Below are 18,282 nucleotides of genomic sequence, written 5' to 3'. Positions count from 1 at the left end.
TTACTATTACTGCCCCAGCTGCTCTTTCGTATAATAATTCGTATCGACTAATTCAGCTTCATAATTTTCTATATCCACAGAAACCGGTTTCAAAAGATAAGCAGGAACTACTTTTTTTCCGTTGTTATATGTTTCCGTATCATTTACTTCTGCTTCCTCTCCATTGAGTAAAGCCCTTGCCATTTCCACTGCTTTCTTAGCTAATTCTCGTGTATCTTTGAAAATGGTTTGCGTTTGTCTTCCATTTATAATTGCTTTAATAGAAGCAAGCTCTGCATCTTGTCCTGTTATAATCGGCATCGGTTTATCTTTGCTTCCATAGCCAACACCCCTTAATGACGAGATAACCCCAATACTAATCCCATCATAGGGAGACAAGACGGCATCTATCCGTTCAGAGGAATAATGAGCACTTAATAAATTATCCATTCTGGCTTGAGCTAATGCTCCATCCCAGCGGAGTGTCGCTCCTTGACTAAATTTTGTCTGCTTACTTCTTACGACTAGTTTGCCAGAATCTATATATGGCTGAAGGACTGACATTGCTCCATCGAAGAAAAAGTATGCATTGTTATCATCTGGAGATCCGGCAAAAATCTCTATATTAAATGGCCCTTCAGAATCTTTTAATCCTAACTTCTCCTCAATATATTGACCCTGCAGCTCTCCTACTTTAAAATTATCGAATGTTGCATAATAATCTACATATTCACTGTGCTGTATTAAACGGTCATACGAAATAATTTTTATGCCATCCTTATGTGCTCTCTCTAGAACGCCTGTTAATCCGGATCGGTCATCGATGGGGGCAATGACAAGAATATCTACACCTTTTGTAATCATATTTTCAATTTGTGCTGTTTGATTCTCAATCACATCCTCTGCATATTGTAAATCTGTTTTAAAGCCAAGTTCTTCAAACAGTTTTTTCATATTTTCTCCATCATTTACCCATCTTTCTGATGATTTGGTAGGCATGGAAATACCAATAAACCCTTTTGACTCTCCAGAAGTTTTTTCAACTCCACATGCAGCAGTAATAAATGTTAGTACAATGACAGCAATAAATGTAAACACTTTTTTACACAAACAAACTTCCCCCTTTCTACATTTGTCTTAAGCTTTTATTTTGACTAAACTTACTATAGCATCTGCCTCAAGTATGGTCTTTTCAAATAATTTACTATTTTTATACTTTTTTAACTTAAATTAAAACGCTTTCATTTTAATTAAGAAAATAATATCTATGTTGTCTTCTCTATCCCTCTACTGATCATTAGTTGAATAATTGGCTATACGGACAGTTGATCTCCCACCTATTTTCCCGAGCTGCGTTTAGTCTTATTTCATAAAAAAAGAAGCCCCTTTTTCATGTCCTCTACTCCTTCACTGTATATTATTTGTTTCCTCCATAATATTTCTGCGATATTTATTAGGGGAAACACCCATAATCTTTTTAAATGCTGTACTAAAATAATGCTGCGTTTCATATCCGACTAGCTGAGATATTGTGATAATTGGATAATCTGTTGATTGAAGTAAATATATTGCCTGTTTCATTCGTTTCGTTGTAAGGAGCTGGACGAAACTTACTTTTAATTCCTGCTTCATTAGTCTGCTTAAATAAACAGGAGATACCTGTAAAGTGATCGCAACTTTTTCAAGTGAAAGGGAAGAATCCGCATATTGATGGTCAATAATACTCTTTGCTCTTCTCACAATAGGTGAAATATTCATTTCCTGTTGGATCATTTCTTTACAGATTTTATATAAGGAAAAGAGATGTTTGTAATCCACTTCATTGTTATTTATATAGGTGGCAATAGACATTTTTAGTTCTTTTCTGATAGATTCCTCCAACTGTAAAGCCACCTCATTAGTGATAGTTTGCCAGATAATTAGGACAATCAGTCCTGATTCATCATGAAAATAACCTATTTCCTTGTGTTGTAAGAATAAGAGAATATGATATTTTAACGATTCTTGAATCTCTCCTTTTTCCTTTTCACTTAAAATAGGCTTGTTTTCGAGAAATTCTAAACAAGAAATAACTACTAGTTGTTTAGGTATACTTGTATTTAAATAGTAAAAAGCTAATTGTTCCTTTATTTCCTCATTCGTTAATTTGCCCCCTAACCATTCACGGAAGAAATTATGTTGTAAGGTCGGCAGATTTTTAGTGAATTGTTCGGATGTTCTGTCCAGTAAAGCCCTTTTTTTATTTACTTCTACTAACTCCATTTTAATCTTATTTAACAATCCCATTAGATGATCTGGATCGATAGGTTTTAATAAATAATCGAATACATTTAATCGAACGGCTTCTTGGGCATACTTAAATTCATCATAACCCGTTATAATAATAATTTGGCAGTCTGGCAGCTTTGCTTTTACCTGTTTAATCACCATTAGTCCATTTACAATTGGCATATTTATATCTATAAGGAGGATGTCGACAGAATGCATCAGCGAAAGCTCTATCGCCTCTTCCCCATCCTCCGCTTCCGCTATAACATTCATCTGAAGTGCAGACCAATCAATGGCATTCCGTATCCCTTCCCGAATAATAGGTTCATCATCAGCAATTAACACATTCCATATTTGTTTATCCATCCATTCTCACTCCTTCTTTTCCTCTAGATTCATGGGAAGTTTTATCGCTACTGTTGTTCCTTTATCATGCTCACTATCAATTGCTAGACCATACGCGTCTCCATATGTAAGTTTAATTCTTGCTTGTACATTCATCATGCCATAGCCAAAATTTATCTGTTCCTTCCTTTCCTTTTTTAAGATCACAAGCGTATTTAGTTTTTCTCTTAGTGCATGTAACTCCTCCTCTTCCATGCCTTTTCCATCATCCGTTACTTTTAAAAGTAAGCACGCATTTTCTTGAATAGCAGAGATGTTTATGTTTCCAGGTCCTCTTCTTTCTTTTATTCCGTGATAAATGGCATTCTCCACTATAGGCTGAAGGACCAACTTAAGGATTGTTACTTCTGTCAAATTAGAATCATATATAATTTCATAACTTAATTTCTCCTGATATCTTGCCTTTTGAATCATAAGATAACTTTGAATATGCTTCATTTCGTCTTTTAAGGGAATCATATCATTGCCCTTACTTAAACCAATTCTGAAAAAGGAAGATAATGATGCAACTACCTCTGCAACATCTTTTGCCCCATGCTTTCTTGCCATCCAATTAATAGTATCTAATGTATTGTATAGAAAATGTGGCTTTATATGTGCTTGCAGGCTTCTTAATTCTGCTTCTCTCTTTTGTTTTTCTTGCATTTCTGTTAATGTTATTAAACTATTAATCTTTGTAATCATATGATTAAATGTTTTTCCAAGTCTGCCAATCTCATCTTTTCGTTTCCCCTTATAACGGATTTCCATCTGGCCATCTTCAATTTTTCTCATCATCGTCATTAATTCAATGATCGGATTGGAAATTGAATGAGAAAAATAATAAGACACCGTTATACCGGCAAAACACAGAAAAAATACAAAAAAGAACAAATACAATTGAATTTCTTTTACTTCTGCTACTGATTCATCCGAATGAAATATCCCAACTGTTGTCCAATTGGAAAAAGGGGTTCTTTGATAAATAAACTCCATCTTCTCTCCATCTACTACCTTTTTATAAGCCCCCCAATCGTCTTCTAATAAAATCGTTTCTGGAATCTCGAGTGCTTCACTATTAGAAGTAGAATAAATCTCTTTGCCATTTTCATCTATTACAGTTAAAAATCCCGATAATCCAATATGGACATTATTCATCGCTTCTCCAATGACTCTTAACTTTAAATCGATTAATAAGACACCGGTTATTTCTTGTGTATCTCTATCGACAATTGCCCTCACTACAGTCACCACATCTTCATCCTTGTAATTAATTTGACTGATAATATGACGCTTTTCAGGCTTCCCAATAATTTTAAAGATCCCCTTATTCCGGACTGCCTCTTTATACCATTCCTCCTTTGTCAAATCCACTCTATCCTCTGCATAAAGTTCATTACTAATATATTTTCCTTCCTTATTGATTAATAGGATTCCTGCAATTTCTGGATATAAGGATGTAAACCCTTGCATTTTTTGGCGAATGGAATAACTTTGATCCGTCTCGTTTCCTTCCTTTCGATCTGAGGAAAAAAACGTCTTAATTTGTGCATCCATCGAAATGAGATAACTTACATTTTGTACATTCGTTATGGACGACTCTAATGTCGTATTTACTTGATTGATTAATTGCAAGGTATTTTTTGTTGCCTGTTCTCCTAAAATTTTTTCCACTGTTACACCGACTAATAAGCCTAGACCAATGGCTGGGATAATACTAATTAGTAAAAACAAAGCAATCAATTTATCTCTTAGTGAAAAATCATTAACTTTCCCTAATTTCGCGAACATTTATCTAAACCTTTCTTCCTTACTTTGTATATTCGGCATAATATTCTTTCACATTATCCTTTGTAACAATGGTAATTCCTGTATCCACATAAGGAGGCAGGCCATGAGGGTCGCTAATGATGTCCTTCTGATGCAGTTTAAAGAGAAACTGCATGGACCAATAGCCCATATTCCATGTCCCCTGAGCAATGGTTGCAGATATAGTTCCATTTTCTATGTTATCTAATGTCTTTCTGTCTACATCAAAGCTGATAATCTTTACATCTATCTCCTTGTTATCTTTTGCTGCATCTGCTACTCCGACTCCCCCATTCGCTTCTGTTACAAATATCCCTTTAATATCTGGATATTTTTTTATTATCTCTTTTGCTATTTTTTCCGATTTCAGTTGATCGCCTTCTCCGTTTCGGACTTGCACCACTTCTATATTCGGATAGTTTGATTTAATGGTTTCCACAAACCCTTTTGTTCTTTCTTGATGGTTTAACTGATCTGGCAGCGTAATAACGGCTACTTTTCCCTTTTTATTTATAAGAGATGCCAGCTTACCTGCTGCCTTTACACCCGCTTCATAATTGTTAGTGCCTAAAAAGGCTGATGCTTTGCTTAAGGGTGCATCAGAATCGAACAAAACAACTGGAATCCCCATCTCCACAGCTTTATCAATGGTAGTATTTAGATTATTTGGATTTATGGCAGAAAGAGCAATCCCTGCAGGCTTCTTGGCAATCACTTGCTCTAATATAGTAATTTGCTCATGCAGGTCATATTGTGTTCCCCCTCTATAAGCAACAGACACATTCCATTCATTAGCTGCGTCCTCAAATCCCTTTAATGCCGACTTCCAGTAATCCATCCCTGCCAGAAAGGTTACCATCACATACTCGTCATTAACTGCACCTTGTAAGCGCTCTCTTTTCATACCGTTATTATCATCTAAAGCATTATACAAATGAGAATAATAAAAATAAATACCAAATAATATAAAAACAAACATATATACATACAGTAACCGCTTCAAAAACCACACCTCCAAAGGAAAAAACTGTATGTATCATTATACATGGAAACATTTACAGTGAAAAGAAAAAAACAAGTATCCAACATGCAATTCCATCTTTAAACCATAAAAAAACCACTCTCATGGTGAGAGCGATTCCTTTATATTTTATCTTTTGGAAAGAACTTCTTCCTCATACACTTTCACTTCACTCAGCCAAGATTCACGCACTGGTACATCCATTTGTTCACAATAGTAATCCCATATTGCCCCAAATGGATATGTTTTAAATTCTTCCATTAATGCCAATCTCTCTGTGAAATTTCCTTCCTCTTGTAATTGTTTTAATTTATCATTTGGAAGCAATAATGCATTTAAAAGAGCTTTAATCATATTTCTTGTACCAATTGTCCATGCTGCTACTCGGTTAATGCTTGCATCAAAGAAATCAAGACCTATAATTACTTTATCCAATGCATCATTACGTACTATTTCAACAGCAATTTCTTTCAGTTCATCATCTAAAATAACAACATGGTCACTGTCCCATCTTACTGGCCGCGATACATGTAATGCCAATTTATCGCTAAATAAAAGCATGGAAGAAATTTTATTCGAAACAGTCTCGGTTGGATGATAATGGCCTGTATCCATGAGGCATAATTTATTATTTTTCAAGGCATAGCCTAAGTAAAATTCATGGGAACCTACTACATAAGATTCCGAACCAATTCCAAAAACCTTGCTTTCTACTGCATCTAAGTTATAGCGTTCATCTGTTTCTACAGCATAAATTTTATCTAAGGAATCCTTTAATCTTTTTCTTGGGGTTAAACGGTCGCTTGGAATGTCTTTGTAGCCATCCGGTATCCATATATTCGTTAATGCCGGTGTTCCGAGCTCTTTCCCGAAATATTCAGCAATTTTCCGACTAGCAATACAATGCTGAATCCAAAAATCACGAATTTCTTGATCTGGATGAGCTAACGTTAATCCATCAGCTGCTTTTTCATGGGAAAATAAAGTCGGATTAAAATCCAGCCCTAAACCATTTTCTTTTGCCCATTGCACCCAATTTTCAAAATGCTTTGGCTCTAACTCATCTCTTTCTACGGCTAGCCCATTGGTTTCTGCATAAATAGCATGGAGATTCGCGCGATGTCTACCAGGAATAAGCGAGAGCGCCTTCTCTAAATCGCTTCTTAATTCCTCCGGATTCGTTGCTTTCCCAGGATAATTCCCAGTTACATCAATACCACCAGATAATTCTCTTTGATTTACTTCAAATCCAGCAATGTCATCCCCTTGCCAGCAGTGGATGGAAATCGGAATATTCTTTAGCTTTTCTAATGCTTCTTCTACATTTACTCCCCATTGCTCATATTGTTTTTTTGCTAGATCAAAATTTTCTTTAACCGACATGATTGTATCCTCCTTTTATTTGATTACATCTTCCGCAGCTTTATATGCTTTTATCTCAAATGATTGCTTTATCATTTGTCTAGCCTCTGATAAACTATCTATTTCTCCTAATGCGATGAATTGAGAAACAATATTCCCAATTGCTGTCGCTTCTATCGGTCCAGCATATACATCCTTCTGAGACGCTTCTGCAAGTAGCTGGTTTAGCATTTCATTCTGACAGCCGCCGCCAATAATATTAATACTCGGAAAAGTTTTTTCAAAAATTTCTTCTATCTCATTTATCGCTGTAACATAGCTATCTACTAAACTATCATAAACACATTTCGCTATTTCTCCAGGTGTTGTCGGAACTTGCTGTCCTGTTTCTAGACAATAGTTCTGAATTTCTTCTACCATATTGTCAGGCTTTAGAAAACGATTATCATTTACATTTACAATACTTGAAAAACCTTGTGCCTCTTTTGCTAATTCAACAAACTTGGCAAAAGAGTATTGGTTATTATAATTGCGTCTGACTTCCTGTATCATCCATAGTCCCATAATATTCTTTAAGAAACGATAGCGATAATCAATTCCTCCTTCATTAGTAAAGTTATAATCTAAAGCCTTTGTCACACAAATTGGAAATCTATTTTCCACCCCAATCAATGACCATGTCCCCGAACTGATATAGATTGTATCGTTAAAAGCTGGAACTGAAATTACTGCTGAACCTGTATCATGAGTCGCTGGCAAAATCACTTTCATATCAAAGCCAAACTCTTCCACTAATTCTGGTCTTAAATTCCCAAGAATCGTATTTGGCTTTTTAATTTCTTGGAATATTTCTTTATTGATCTCTAATATATCAAGTATCGTTTTATCCCATTTTTTGGTGAAAGCATTTAATAACTGTGTCGAAGTAGCATTGGTGTATTCATTCACTGCAATACCTGATAATAAATAGTGTAAATAATCAGGTATCATTAAAAAGGTTTTCGCTTGTGCGAATACTTCTGGCTGTGTCTTTTTTAACGAATATAACTGATAAATAGTATTAAATTTTTGGAATTGAATTCCCGTTTCTAAATACAATCTTTCTTTCATTATTTTCTGGAATACTTCTTCCATCATGCCATCCGTTCGATCGTCCCTATAAGCAACAGCATCTGTTAAAAGTTCCCCCTTTTCATCTAGTAATACAAAATCTACTGCCCATGTATCGATACCAATACTTTCAGGAGTAATTCCTATGTCATTACATTTTTTAATTCCTTTTTTTATTTCCGAAAATATCATATCTATATCCCAACAATAATGCTGTCCTTTTTTGATCATCTTATTGTCGAAACGGTGAATTTCTTTCAGTTCTAATTTTTCTAATTGAACAGACCCGAGAATAAGCCTACCACTTGAGGCTCCAATATCTACTGCCAGTGTATATCTAATCATTTACACCTCTCCTTGAAAAGGAATTAGAAAACGTTTTCTTAAGGATATTGTAACGGGTTTCATTTTTAAATAAAATAACGCACTTTTCTTTTTTATTGTCCTTATTTTCCATATCTCGTTCATTGTTTTATAAAAGGAATGAGATTACAAAGAAAGAACTAGCAAATTACTATTTTGCTAGTTTCAATCGAAACGCTTTTGGCGTCATGCCATATTTTTCTTTAAATATCCGATAGAAATAACTTATATTATCATACCCTACTTCTTCTACAATTCTCTTAATCGGAAGATCAGTTGTCTCTAATAGATTCTTTGCTTCGCTCAGTCGCTTTTCCTGCAGCAATTCCTTAAAAGTATAGCCTGTTGCTTTCTTAATATTTTTACTTAATGAAGACGTTGATTGGTGAAGGTGTCCAGCAAGTTCATTCAGTGTCCCTAGCTGATAGTGCTCTTCAATGTAAGTCAAAGCCTCTATGACTACATACTGATCTTGTGTTACTCCTTCATTTTGTTGAATCTTATCAGTATTTTTTATCAGTTCAATCATTAATAATCCCATATAAAGCTTCATCGTCGATTCAGATAAAATGGAATTATTACTTTCTTCTTTTAATAGTTTCCCAATTATATCCTGGATTTCTATGACCTCTGAAACCTTGTAATATAAATACTGACCACTCTCTTTATGTTTAAATAAACTACTAATTAAAAAATCTGTCAGCTTATTTTCTTCATGTAAATATTGAAATATAAATTGAAAAAATGGCGGCTGAATGATGAAATTAACGACGATATCTTCCTTATCACATGCCTCTATTTCATGTTCTATGTGCTGATTTAAAAATAGGAGTTCTCCTCTTTTCAGCACGATTTCATCATTCCCGACTTTCTGCTTCAACTGACCATTTACGACATAATTAATCTCAATATAATTATGCTTATGTTTAGGAAAATCAATAAAACGTGTATGCTTTCTAACCGCTATCATTTTATCATTACGCAAAAACTTTTCACTTTCTATTATAAAATTACTTTGACTGGTATAGATGTCTTTCATTACCCCTTGTTTTTGCTGAACAATGCTTATTTCTTCCTCTGTTAACTTCCTTAATTGTTCCATTACAACATGATCCAAGAAGGTCAGCCTCCTAATTTAACTATCTTTGATTATTATGAGAGGTACAGAATGGTTTAGCAACTATTCCGAGGAAAAGTACATATTTTTTGATAAATAAGGTGGGGAGGAATTAACGCTAGCACACAGAAAGTTCAACTGTAAACCGTGCATACATAAAGCAGCTCTCCCTATAAAAGAAGCTAAGCTGCTTTATCTGTATTGCCATTCTATTTTAAAGGATAGCCCTCTTTCCATTTCTAATCTGCTGTTTTCTTATTGCTCCTGTCTAAATGCTTTAGTCTTGATATTTTTATTTTCCAAAAACTCTTCTATTTTTTTCTGTTCTCTTCCGTTTACTACATTACTTCTTTTATTTAAAGAGGCCATGTTTACTGTAGGAATGACATCTTCATTCAGGTCGTCTGTAAGTTGGTCGAGCACTGTATCTAATTCATTTAGCATCTCATTTAAACTTATAATATATCTACTTATTCTTTCGGATTCTTCTTGATAACCTTGGGGTAATGTATTTTGTGAGATATAGTTTAAAAAGTTTTCATCATTTTCTCTTGTAAGCCTGTTAATTTGCTTTAACTTCTCTAAATCACTTTTCGTTAATTCTTTTTCTTCATCTATTATCTCTTGAAAAGGGGAACTAGCAAGATATAATTCTTCATGGGTGTCTAAGTATGTTTTTATGCTTGATTTCATTTCTTCTTCATCAATGACACTATTTTGTTTGTCAGAATAAAAAATGGTACTAGGAATCTTCACATTATTTGTATCGACTATTTCCTCTTCCGTTTTCATTCCCCCTCCTTTTGAACATGCACTTAATAGAAAAAGAATTAGGATACTATAAAATATTCTTTTCATAAACGCCTACTCCCCTTTGTAAATATAATATTCCCTGGCTTTAGAGGACTAATAGGAGAAACATCACAAATGGTATGTCCACTTAATCAAATTGACCTTCCATTAATTGTTGGTATTAGCTAGAAAAATATTTTAGTCATTCGTTAGTTACTATTTCAAAAGAGATGTCCTCATTTCCCTCGTCTTAATACAAAACAACTTTTAAGCAATTTTTATCCATTAGTTTAATAAACATCCATGAATATTTTAACATATATTACCTTATTTAACATTAAAAAGAAGTGTGATTTTCATGGAAATCACACTTCTTTTATGCTTATCTTTATCTCTTTGAGCCTCTCAAAAGAACAAATTAGGATAATAATCCAACCAATATTATCTAGTAAAGGCTGCTGGAACTCCTCCATCTACTGTCAGCATGCATCCAGTAGTTTTCTCCGCTTTGGAGGAAGAGAAATAACAAATCGCTTCCGCTATATCCTTTGGAAAAATATTTACCAATAAAGTGGTCCGTTTTTTATAATGTTCTTCTAGTTGATCTGGTTCAATTCCATAGTTAGCTGCTCGCTCTTCACGCCACTTAGAGCCCCAAATAGCGGATCCTTGTAATACGGCATCAGGTAAGACAGTATTAACACGTATACCGAATTCTCCTCCCTCTGCTGCAATACATCGTGCAAGATGCGCTTCCATTGCTTTTACCGAACTATAGGCCGTAACATTCTTCCCTGCGTAGACAGAGTTTTTAGAACCAATGAAGACCATACTTCCACCTAGTCCTTGTTCCTTCATTTGTTTGAACGCTTCTCTTGCAACTAGAAAATACCCTGTACCAAGAACATTTAAGTTTAAATTCCATTCTTGTAGAGACGTTTCGTCAAATGGGCTAGAGGTAGCAAGACCAGCATTATTGACGATGATATCCACCCCTCCAAAGGTAAGAGCTGTTTTCTTGTATGCTTCTTTCACCGCATCTTCTTTCGTGACATCCATCTTAACGGCTAATGCTCTCACGGAACCATACTTCTCATTTATTTCTGCTGCAACCTTTTCGGCACCTTCTATATTAAGATCTGCAATAACAACATGTGCCCCTTGCTCTGCAAATAGTCGACATGTTTCACTGCCTATCCCGCCAGCTCCACCTGTAACAAATGCGACTTTACGAGAGAATTCAGCTTCTTTCGGGGCAAGGGATAATTTATACAATTCTAGTGGCCAATACTCTATTTTAAATGATTCATTTTCATTCAACGAGACGAAATTACCTAAGGCTGTAGCTCCCTTCATAACAGAAATTGCACGGCGGTATAAAGCACCGCTTACTTCTGCCATAGCTAGTGTCTTCCCAGTATTAACCATCCCAATGCCAGGTATTAGAATAACACGCGGAGCAGTTTCAGAAATTTGATCTCCAGTCTCTTTGTTTCTATCAAAATACGATGTATATTCTTTTTTAAATTCTGCTACACCTGATTTAATTTTTTCTTTTAAACTAGCAATATCTTTCGTTGTTGGATTCCATTCAATATATAAAGGCTGTCTTTTCGTATGTACAAGATGATCTGGGCATGCTGCACCAATTTGTGATAAGGTTTTGGCATCCTTACTATTTACAAATTGAAGCACATCAGCCCCTCTATCGTAGGTTAACAGCATTTGTTTTTCTCCACTAACCGCACCGCGGATTACTGGCATTACTTGGCTTAAAATTTCTTCTGCCTCTTCTTCATTTAAAGCAGGATATTGTTCTCCGCCAAATACTTGCTCCTCTTCTATTTTATTATGAATATAGTTTTCCGCTTCGTTAATAATCGCAATTGTTTTGTTATAGCTTTCTTCGGCAGTTTCTCCCCAAACAACAAGACCATGTTTCTCCATTAATACTAATTCTGCATTTGGATTATTCTTCACCCCTTCTGCAATCATTTTAGATAAGGTGAATCCAGGACGAATATACGGAACCCAAACGAAACGATTCCCATATATTTCTTCGGCAATTTGTTTTCCATTATCAGCACAGCAAATACTAATAATGGCATCGGGATGTGTATGATCTACATGTTTATACGGTAAAAATGCGTGTAATAAAGTTTCAATAGATGCCCTTGGATGAGAACTATCAATCATACAATGAGATAGATAAGCAACCATTTCCTCATCTGACATTTCTTCTCTTTCCATTAACGGTTTTATATCCTCTAGCTTTAGACCAGTAAAATTATGCGCTTTCATTGTTGCTAAATCTGAACCACTTCCTTTTACCCACATTACTTCTATGTCTCTTCCACGGAAATCCTTTTCGGTTGTTTTCATAGAAGTATTACCGCCACCCCAATTACATACTGCTCGATCTGTCCCAATTAAGTTAGAACGATATACAAGTTCTTCTAATCCCTTATTTAACTGAGAAGCCTTTTCATTATTCCATAAATTCTGTACCATTATATTTCTCCCTTCACAAATTGTTTTTTTATACCCCAAATACATTATATAATATGTTTGTTTATTTTTGAAATAGTTTATTTGTTTTTATTTATTTTTTTAAAGACTATTCCTATCAAAAGAGAAAGAATATGATGTATATCTCTGTTACGCTTACGTTTATTTTTGTTTTTTAGTGAGTAATGAGGTTGTTTTTGCTTTCTTTTGCTTGATGAACACCACCTTCCCCGGATGCTTCTGTTTTTTGCTTTCATTCTTTTGATGATCGCCACTTTTCTCTTTTACCTTCTTCTTTCTGACTTTCATTCCCTTTATGATCACTACTTTTCCGAATGTTTTTGTTTTTTGGGCTTTCATCCTCTTAATGAACGCCACTTTTCTTTTTCCCGCCCTACTTTTTGGCTTTCATTCCCTTTATGAACACTACTTTTCTGAATGTTTTTGTTTTTTGGGCTTTCATCCTTTTAATGAATGCCACTTTTCTTTTTCCCGCTCTACTTTTTGGCTTTCATCCCTTTTATGAACACCACTTCCCTCCGAATGCTGCAATTTATCGCTCTTCATCAAAAAAGAAGCTTAAGACAGGTTCACCCTATCTTAAAGCTTCTTTACTGTTATTTTCCTAGCAGTTCTACAGTTTCTTCTACACCGACTGCATATGCTGCAAATTTCCCATCTTTGATTTTTATCATCGTTGGTGTTCCTGTAATCTCAATTTCTTCCGCGTTTTCTGGTACTTCGTTTCCGAAAGCAGTATTATGTGTTGCAATGATTTGGTTTTCTTCGTTCGCGACAATTCCCCAAGCAGTATTTTTATCATTTTGGAAATTCTCTATGTTTATGCCCTCATTCCATACTTCTTTCCCGTCTTCGATTTTCCCAATTACTTGGTCATACTTTTTATGATGCTCTTCCCAGTCATACCAGCTCGATTCATTTTTTTCATCCTGCATATCTACAACATAAATAGGTGTGTCACCGTTATTGCTAAAAGAAAGAACATCTTTTTCAATTTGTTTACAGTATGTACAAGTGGCTTGCCAGAAATAAACGATATATTCTTCCTCTTGTTGATTAAAAGTAGCTGATGCATTTATTTTCTGTATGTCTTCAATCGCGTCATTATCCTTACTCTTTAGTGTCCATATAGCTGCGATACCAATAATAATAATTAACACAATTACACTAAATATAATAACCGGTCTATTTTTTCTTTTCATTCTCAATCTCCTTTTTCAAACCTATTAACTATATTCTATCTAAAAAGCTCTGTAAATAAAGCATCAATCCTCCACTAAATTCAACATAATTGTGAACATACCTATTTACCAACGACAACTGAAATGGGAGACTTTTTAGCATAAATTCACAATATTCGTCTTATTCATTCCTCCTATGATAAAATCAAACTATCTGATAAAGGAGTTGAATCGCATGAAAGAAAATATAATAAATCGTTTTGTATCGTATGCAGTTGTCGATACCCAATCAAATGAGAATAATTTAGAATGTCCGTCTACACCAGGACAATTAACATTAGCCAATTTATTGGTGGAAGAGCTGAAAGAAATTGGTATGGAAGAAGTAACGATTGATGAAAACGGATATGTGATGGCAACTTTGCCAGCAAATACTGAGAAAAAAGTGCCGACAATCGGCTTCCTTGCACACTTAGATACCGCTACTGATTTTACAGGTAAAAATGTTCGTCCACAAAAAGTGGAAAATTATGATGGGGAGGATATTATCTTAAACGAAGATTTACATATCGTTTTATCTCCGAAAGATTTTCCAGAATTAAAAAATTACGTAGGACACACTTTGTTAACAACGGATGGCACAACCTTACTAGGAGCAGATAACAAAGCAGGTATTGCTGAAATTGTAACAGCTCTTATTTACTTAAAAGAAAACCCAGCAATTAAACATGGTAAAATTAGAGTGGCCTTTACACCAGATGAGGAAATCGGCAGAGGTCCACATAAATTTAATGTAAAAGCCTTTAATGCTGATTTTGCTTACACTGTTGATGGCGGGCCATTAGGCGAATTGCAATATGAAAGCTTCAATGCTGCTGGCGCAAAAATCACAGTGAAGGGAACGAATGTTCATCCTGGTACAGCAAAAGGAAAAATGGTTAATAGTATGAAAATAGCGATGGAATTACAAAACCGCTTACCAGCAAATGAGGCACCTGAATATACGGAGGGCTATGAAGGTTTTTATCATTTACTATCCTTTGAGGGAGACGTGGAAGAAACAAAGCTTGCTTATATTATCCGCGATTTTGATCGTACTTCTTTTGAAGAGAGAAAAAGAATCCTGCAGACAATTGTAGCGGAGTTAAATGAAAAGTATGGTGCCGAAACAGTAAAACTGGAACTAAACGACCAATACTACAATATGCGGGAAAAAATTGAACCCGTAAAAGAAATTGTGGATGTAGCCTATCAAGCAATGGTAAATCTCGGTATTACACCAATTGTTCAACCAATTCGCGGTGGTACAGATGGTTCACAGTTATCTTATATGGGACTGCCAACTCCTAATATTTTTACAGGTGGAGAGAACTTCCATGGTAAATATGAGTTCATTTCTGTCGATAACATGGTAAAAGCGACAAATGTAATCGTAGAAATTGTCCGCCTATTTGAAGAACGTGGATAAAGGAAAGAAGGCTTTTGATGCCTTCTTTTCTAAATTTGCAACCTAATTTTTATAGATTTTTATTTCGTTAACCGAAGTAAATTTTGTACTTTTAACAGTTTAGTATATAATGATTCAGTGCCAAATCCCTATTTTCTATGGATTTAGTGGTGAAAGAAAAGATTAGAGGAGTTTTGCAATGGATACAATGAGTAAGATGCAAGAAGAAGTAACACAAAATACAGAATTACATCACTATATATTAGAAACTTTTGGACTTCAATCGAAGAAAAAAAGAGTTCGTAAAAAACTTTTGAAACAAGTAATCTCACAAGAAAAAGTTCTTAAAAAATTGGTGAGCGAATTTAAGAATACAGACCAAGAACAGCCTGTAGTTGCTAAAAAAGAAGAAATAAGCACTGTTTCCTTTGAGAAACTACCCGTTACTACTCTATTAAAAATCGGGAAAGAATTTTTTAAAGAAGAAGAAAGTGTTCGTTTTTATTATAATAAAAACAAAGAACCTTTCTACAAGAATAAAGAAATGCTTATTACATGTATTTCAACAAATTACGCTGCAGCACCAGCTGATATTCAAAAAGAAATCATAACTAAACTATAATTATTCTCCATGATGAGATTCACTTATGGATAGCCACTTCTATTTATCCTCTTATACAAACGAAGTGGCTACAATTTTTCATTCTCACCTTTCATAAAAACAAGCAAGCGCATCCAATCCGCTTGTTCGATATCTCACAATCTGCTATAATTTTGATGTAATACATAGATTAAGAAAGGGAGGCATACAAATGATTAAGGTTGCACCCTCCATTCTCTCCGCTGATTTTGCTAAGCTAGGGGATGAAGTGAAAGATGTAGAACGAGGTGGCGCTGATTACATTCATGTGGATGTAATGGATGGTCATTTTGTACCAAATATAACTATTGGCCCACTTATTGTGGAAGCAATTCGTCCTGTGACAACTTTGCCGTTAGATGTTCATTTAATGATTGAAAATCCAGATGCTTATATTCCAGCATTCGCGAAGGCTGGTGCTGATATCATCACCGTACATGTAGAGGCCTCTCGCCACTTGCATCGTACTATTCAATTAATAAAAGAACAGGGCGTAAAGGCTGGAGTAGTATTAAATCCAAGTACGCCAGTAGAAATGATTAAGCATATTATCGAAGATATTGACATGGTTCTATTAATGACAGTTAATCCTGGTTTTGGCGGACAGGCTTTTATTCCTAATGTCCTTCCTAAAATTAAAGAAGTACGTCAGTTAGCAGATCTTTTAAATCCAACACTTGATATTGAAGTAGATGGTGGTATTAATACTGAAACTGCTGTATTAGTCAAAGAGGCAGGCGCGAATGTTCTTGTTGCTGGATCATTTATTTATAACAATCCTAACCGTGAGGAAGCAATTAAAGCAATACGTGGATAAATAGTAACAAGGAGTCTATAAATTTAGATTCCTTTTTTTATATTTTAACTAACCCAATTGTATGATATTGGTACAATAGACTTTCTATTAAAGCTGCTTTAGACTCCTCACAATGAATAACGATAATTAACTCCGCTTTACTTGGTTTTATCTTTTCTTTATTTCTCCACCGCTTATACAAGTAATCTACCGGAATGGTAATACAAATTCCCACTATTAAACCAATTAATCCCCAGAGAATTGGACCTAAATAAAGAACAAATCCATAGATGGTACCCAAAAGCATCATAATCATACTCACACTAGCAACAAAGAACATATTAAAACCATCTGCATTGAAAGGATCCATATATTTTTTCTCTACCCCTTTTTTATTAAGAGATGATACAAATATATCTTCCTTGCGAATATGATGCTTTTCTAATTCATGTAGTACCAATTCGACTTTTAAGGAATGATCAAAGACGGAGATAATATTCATGGATTATTGTCCTTTATTTTAAAGTTTCTTTTAAGATAAAAAGAATATTTTTGTTCAAGATAATGGCTCTGCTCTAGTTTAAACAGTTGATTCATTTCAATGGCATGGTAATATGTATCACATGCAGCAAATAGATAAATGGACGGCAGAAACAGAAGCCATTCTACGTTTAAGGTGGAGGAAACTAAACCGTATAATCCTCTGCAAGTGAAATAAATTCCTTCTAATGCTCTTGAGTGGTAGAGTATGATTAAATGACTAACTAATAAAAATAAACCAGTTAAAAAGTTTCTAAGAATTAAATGACCAAGACCTGGAGTAATGATGGACCAAAATACTGGAACCCATTTATTTACTCGCTGCAAATAATTGATTTCCAATGGATGGATAACAAATGGCATTAGTGGATATCTTTCCTCTTTAGCTAACAGCGAAATTTGATTAATATCCGTAGTTATTCTGTATGCATCCCATACATTAAAAATATAAATTCCTACATAGAAAAAAAACCATCTTATATCCAGCGATTCAGCAGCTAATTGAAATTTACCAATACAGGAGTACAAAATAGCTAAATTTAAATGCGCCTGTGTATTAATCAAAAATTCCCATATAAATAAAAGCATTCCTATCAGAAACTTCCCAACCATAATATGACCAGTACCTGGCATGGCAAGAGCCCACCATAGTGGCATCAAAGGATTGTTTACTCTTAAATAATTTGTTCTAATAATAGACATATTCATCTTTTTATATCTATATGATTGCTCATTGAATTGTTGCACCCGTCCTCACCAACTCGTTTTTTTTAGTATGCTTCCTTCTGCTTATTTTTTATGCATATACTTCGTATCTAATTAAAACTCCTTACTTAAAGTTTAAAAATAATTATATTAAAAACATTAATATTTTTCATAATAAAATGATTATTATGAATTCAGACTCTAAAAAGCCACAATTTATTCCAATTTTATGTTCTAAC

The 18,282-nt window shown here is 34.5% G+C and carries 16 protein-coding genes; 3 read left to right on the top strand and 13 right to left on the bottom strand.

The annotated features are described in order from the left end of the window. Window positions 1-6 precede the first annotated feature (6 nt). From chvE to MHH96_RS12325, 11 genes are all read right to left on the bottom strand, one after another. Window positions 7-1,056, bottom strand: a complete 1,050-nt coding sequence (gene chvE, locus MHH96_RS12375) for a multiple monosaccharide ABC transporter substrate-binding protein (protein ID WP_235850119.1) — start codon at window positions 1,054-1,056, stop codon at window positions 7-9. A 330-nt stretch (window positions 1,057-1,386) separates the two neighbouring features. Next, window positions 1,387-2,613: a response regulator transcription factor gene (locus MHH96_RS12370; RefSeq protein ID WP_047942375.1), complete on the bottom strand. Its 1,227-nt coding sequence runs from the start codon at window positions 2,611-2,613 to the stop codon at window positions 1,387-1,389. A gap of 6 nt (window positions 2,614-2,619) precedes the next feature. Further along, window positions 2,620-4,422, bottom strand: coding sequence for a cache domain-containing sensor histidine kinase (locus MHH96_RS12365; RefSeq protein ID WP_047942376.1), 1,803 nt, complete (start codon window positions 4,420-4,422; stop codon window positions 2,620-2,622). Window positions 4,423-4,441: 19 nt separating this feature from the next. After that, window positions 4,442-5,443: a substrate-binding domain-containing protein gene (locus tag MHH96_RS12360; protein ID WP_047942377.1), complete on the bottom strand. Its 1,002-nt coding sequence runs from the start codon at window positions 5,441-5,443 to the stop codon at window positions 4,442-4,444. Between the two features lie 147 nt (window positions 5,444-5,590). Further along, complete coding sequence (gene rhaA / locus MHH96_RS12355; protein ID WP_047942378.1) at window positions 5,591-6,844, bottom strand: L-rhamnose isomerase; 1,254 nt, start codon at window positions 6,842-6,844, stop codon at window positions 5,591-5,593. A 15-nt stretch (window positions 6,845-6,859) separates the two neighbouring features. Beyond that, window positions 6,860-8,278, bottom strand: coding sequence for a rhamnulokinase (gene rhaB / locus MHH96_RS12350; RefSeq protein WP_173427266.1), 1,419 nt, complete (start codon window positions 8,276-8,278; stop codon window positions 6,860-6,862). A gap of 169 nt (window positions 8,279-8,447) precedes the next feature. Beyond that, window positions 8,448-9,413 (bottom strand): AraC family transcriptional regulator, encoded by a 966-nt coding sequence (locus MHH96_RS12345; RefSeq protein WP_053215678.1) that lies wholly within the window; start codon window positions 9,411-9,413, stop codon window positions 8,448-8,450. Window positions 9,414-9,668: 255 nt separating this feature from the next. Then, window positions 9,669-10,271: an NDxxF motif lipoprotein gene (locus tag MHH96_RS12340; RefSeq protein ID WP_047942379.1), complete on the bottom strand. Its 603-nt coding sequence runs from the start codon at window positions 10,269-10,271 to the stop codon at window positions 9,669-9,671. 375 nt (window positions 10,272-10,646) lie between these two features. Beyond that, window positions 10,647-12,716 (bottom strand): bifunctional rhamnulose-1-phosphate aldolase/short-chain dehydrogenase, encoded by a 2,070-nt coding sequence (locus MHH96_RS12335; protein WP_047942381.1) that lies wholly within the window; start codon window positions 12,714-12,716, stop codon window positions 10,647-10,649. 159 nt (window positions 12,717-12,875) lie between these two features. Then, the gene (locus tag MHH96_RS12330) at window positions 12,876-13,091 is read right to left on the bottom strand and encodes a hypothetical protein (protein ID WP_047942382.1); all 216 of its coding nucleotides are present in this window, start codon (window positions 13,089-13,091) and stop codon (window positions 12,876-12,878) included. Window positions 13,092-13,330: 239 nt separating this feature from the next. Further along, window positions 13,331-13,936 (bottom strand): thioredoxin fold domain-containing protein, encoded by a 606-nt coding sequence (locus tag MHH96_RS12325; RefSeq protein WP_328282733.1) that lies wholly within the window; start codon window positions 13,934-13,936, stop codon window positions 13,331-13,333. A 214-nt stretch (window positions 13,937-14,150) separates the two neighbouring features. Between MHH96_RS12325 and pepT the strand changes: the two genes are divergently transcribed. From pepT to rpe, 3 genes are all read left to right on the top strand, one after another. Continuing rightward, on the top strand, window positions 14,151-15,383 hold the full coding sequence (pepT, locus tag MHH96_RS12320; RefSeq protein ID WP_047942384.1) for a peptidase T: 1,233 nt from the start codon (window positions 14,151-14,153) through the stop codon (window positions 15,381-15,383). Window positions 15,384-15,561: 178 nt separating this feature from the next. Then, a complete protein-coding gene (locus tag MHH96_RS12315) occupies window positions 15,562-15,984 on the top strand; it encodes a hypothetical protein (RefSeq protein ID WP_047942385.1) in 423 nt (140 codons plus the stop codon). Between the two features lie 190 nt (window positions 15,985-16,174). Continuing rightward, a complete protein-coding gene (rpe, locus tag MHH96_RS12310; protein WP_047942386.1) occupies window positions 16,175-16,819 on the top strand; it encodes a ribulose-phosphate 3-epimerase in 645 nt (214 codons plus the stop codon). Between the two features lie 37 nt (window positions 16,820-16,856). On the opposite strand, the gene MHH96_RS12305 is transcribed toward rpe, so the two are convergent. After that, on the bottom strand, window positions 16,857-17,300 hold the full coding sequence (locus MHH96_RS12305; protein WP_047942388.1) for a hypothetical protein: 444 nt from the start codon (window positions 17,298-17,300) through the stop codon (window positions 16,857-16,859). Further along, the gene (locus MHH96_RS12300) at window positions 17,297-18,085 is read right to left on the bottom strand and encodes a hypothetical protein (RefSeq protein ID WP_047942389.1); all 789 of its coding nucleotides are present in this window, start codon (window positions 18,083-18,085) and stop codon (window positions 17,297-17,299) included. Before MHH96_RS12300 ends, MHH96_RS12305 begins: the two co-directional genes overlap by 4 nt. Window positions 18,086-18,282: the final 197 nt, after the last annotated feature.

Source organism: Niallia sp. FSL K6-0212 (assembly GCF_038007605.1).
Lineage (GTDB): Bacteria > Bacillota > Bacilli > Bacillales > Cytobacillaceae > Niallia > Niallia circulans.
The sequence above is the reverse complement of the archived record's forward strand: the minus strand, read 5'-3'. Positions and strand labels throughout refer to the sequence as shown.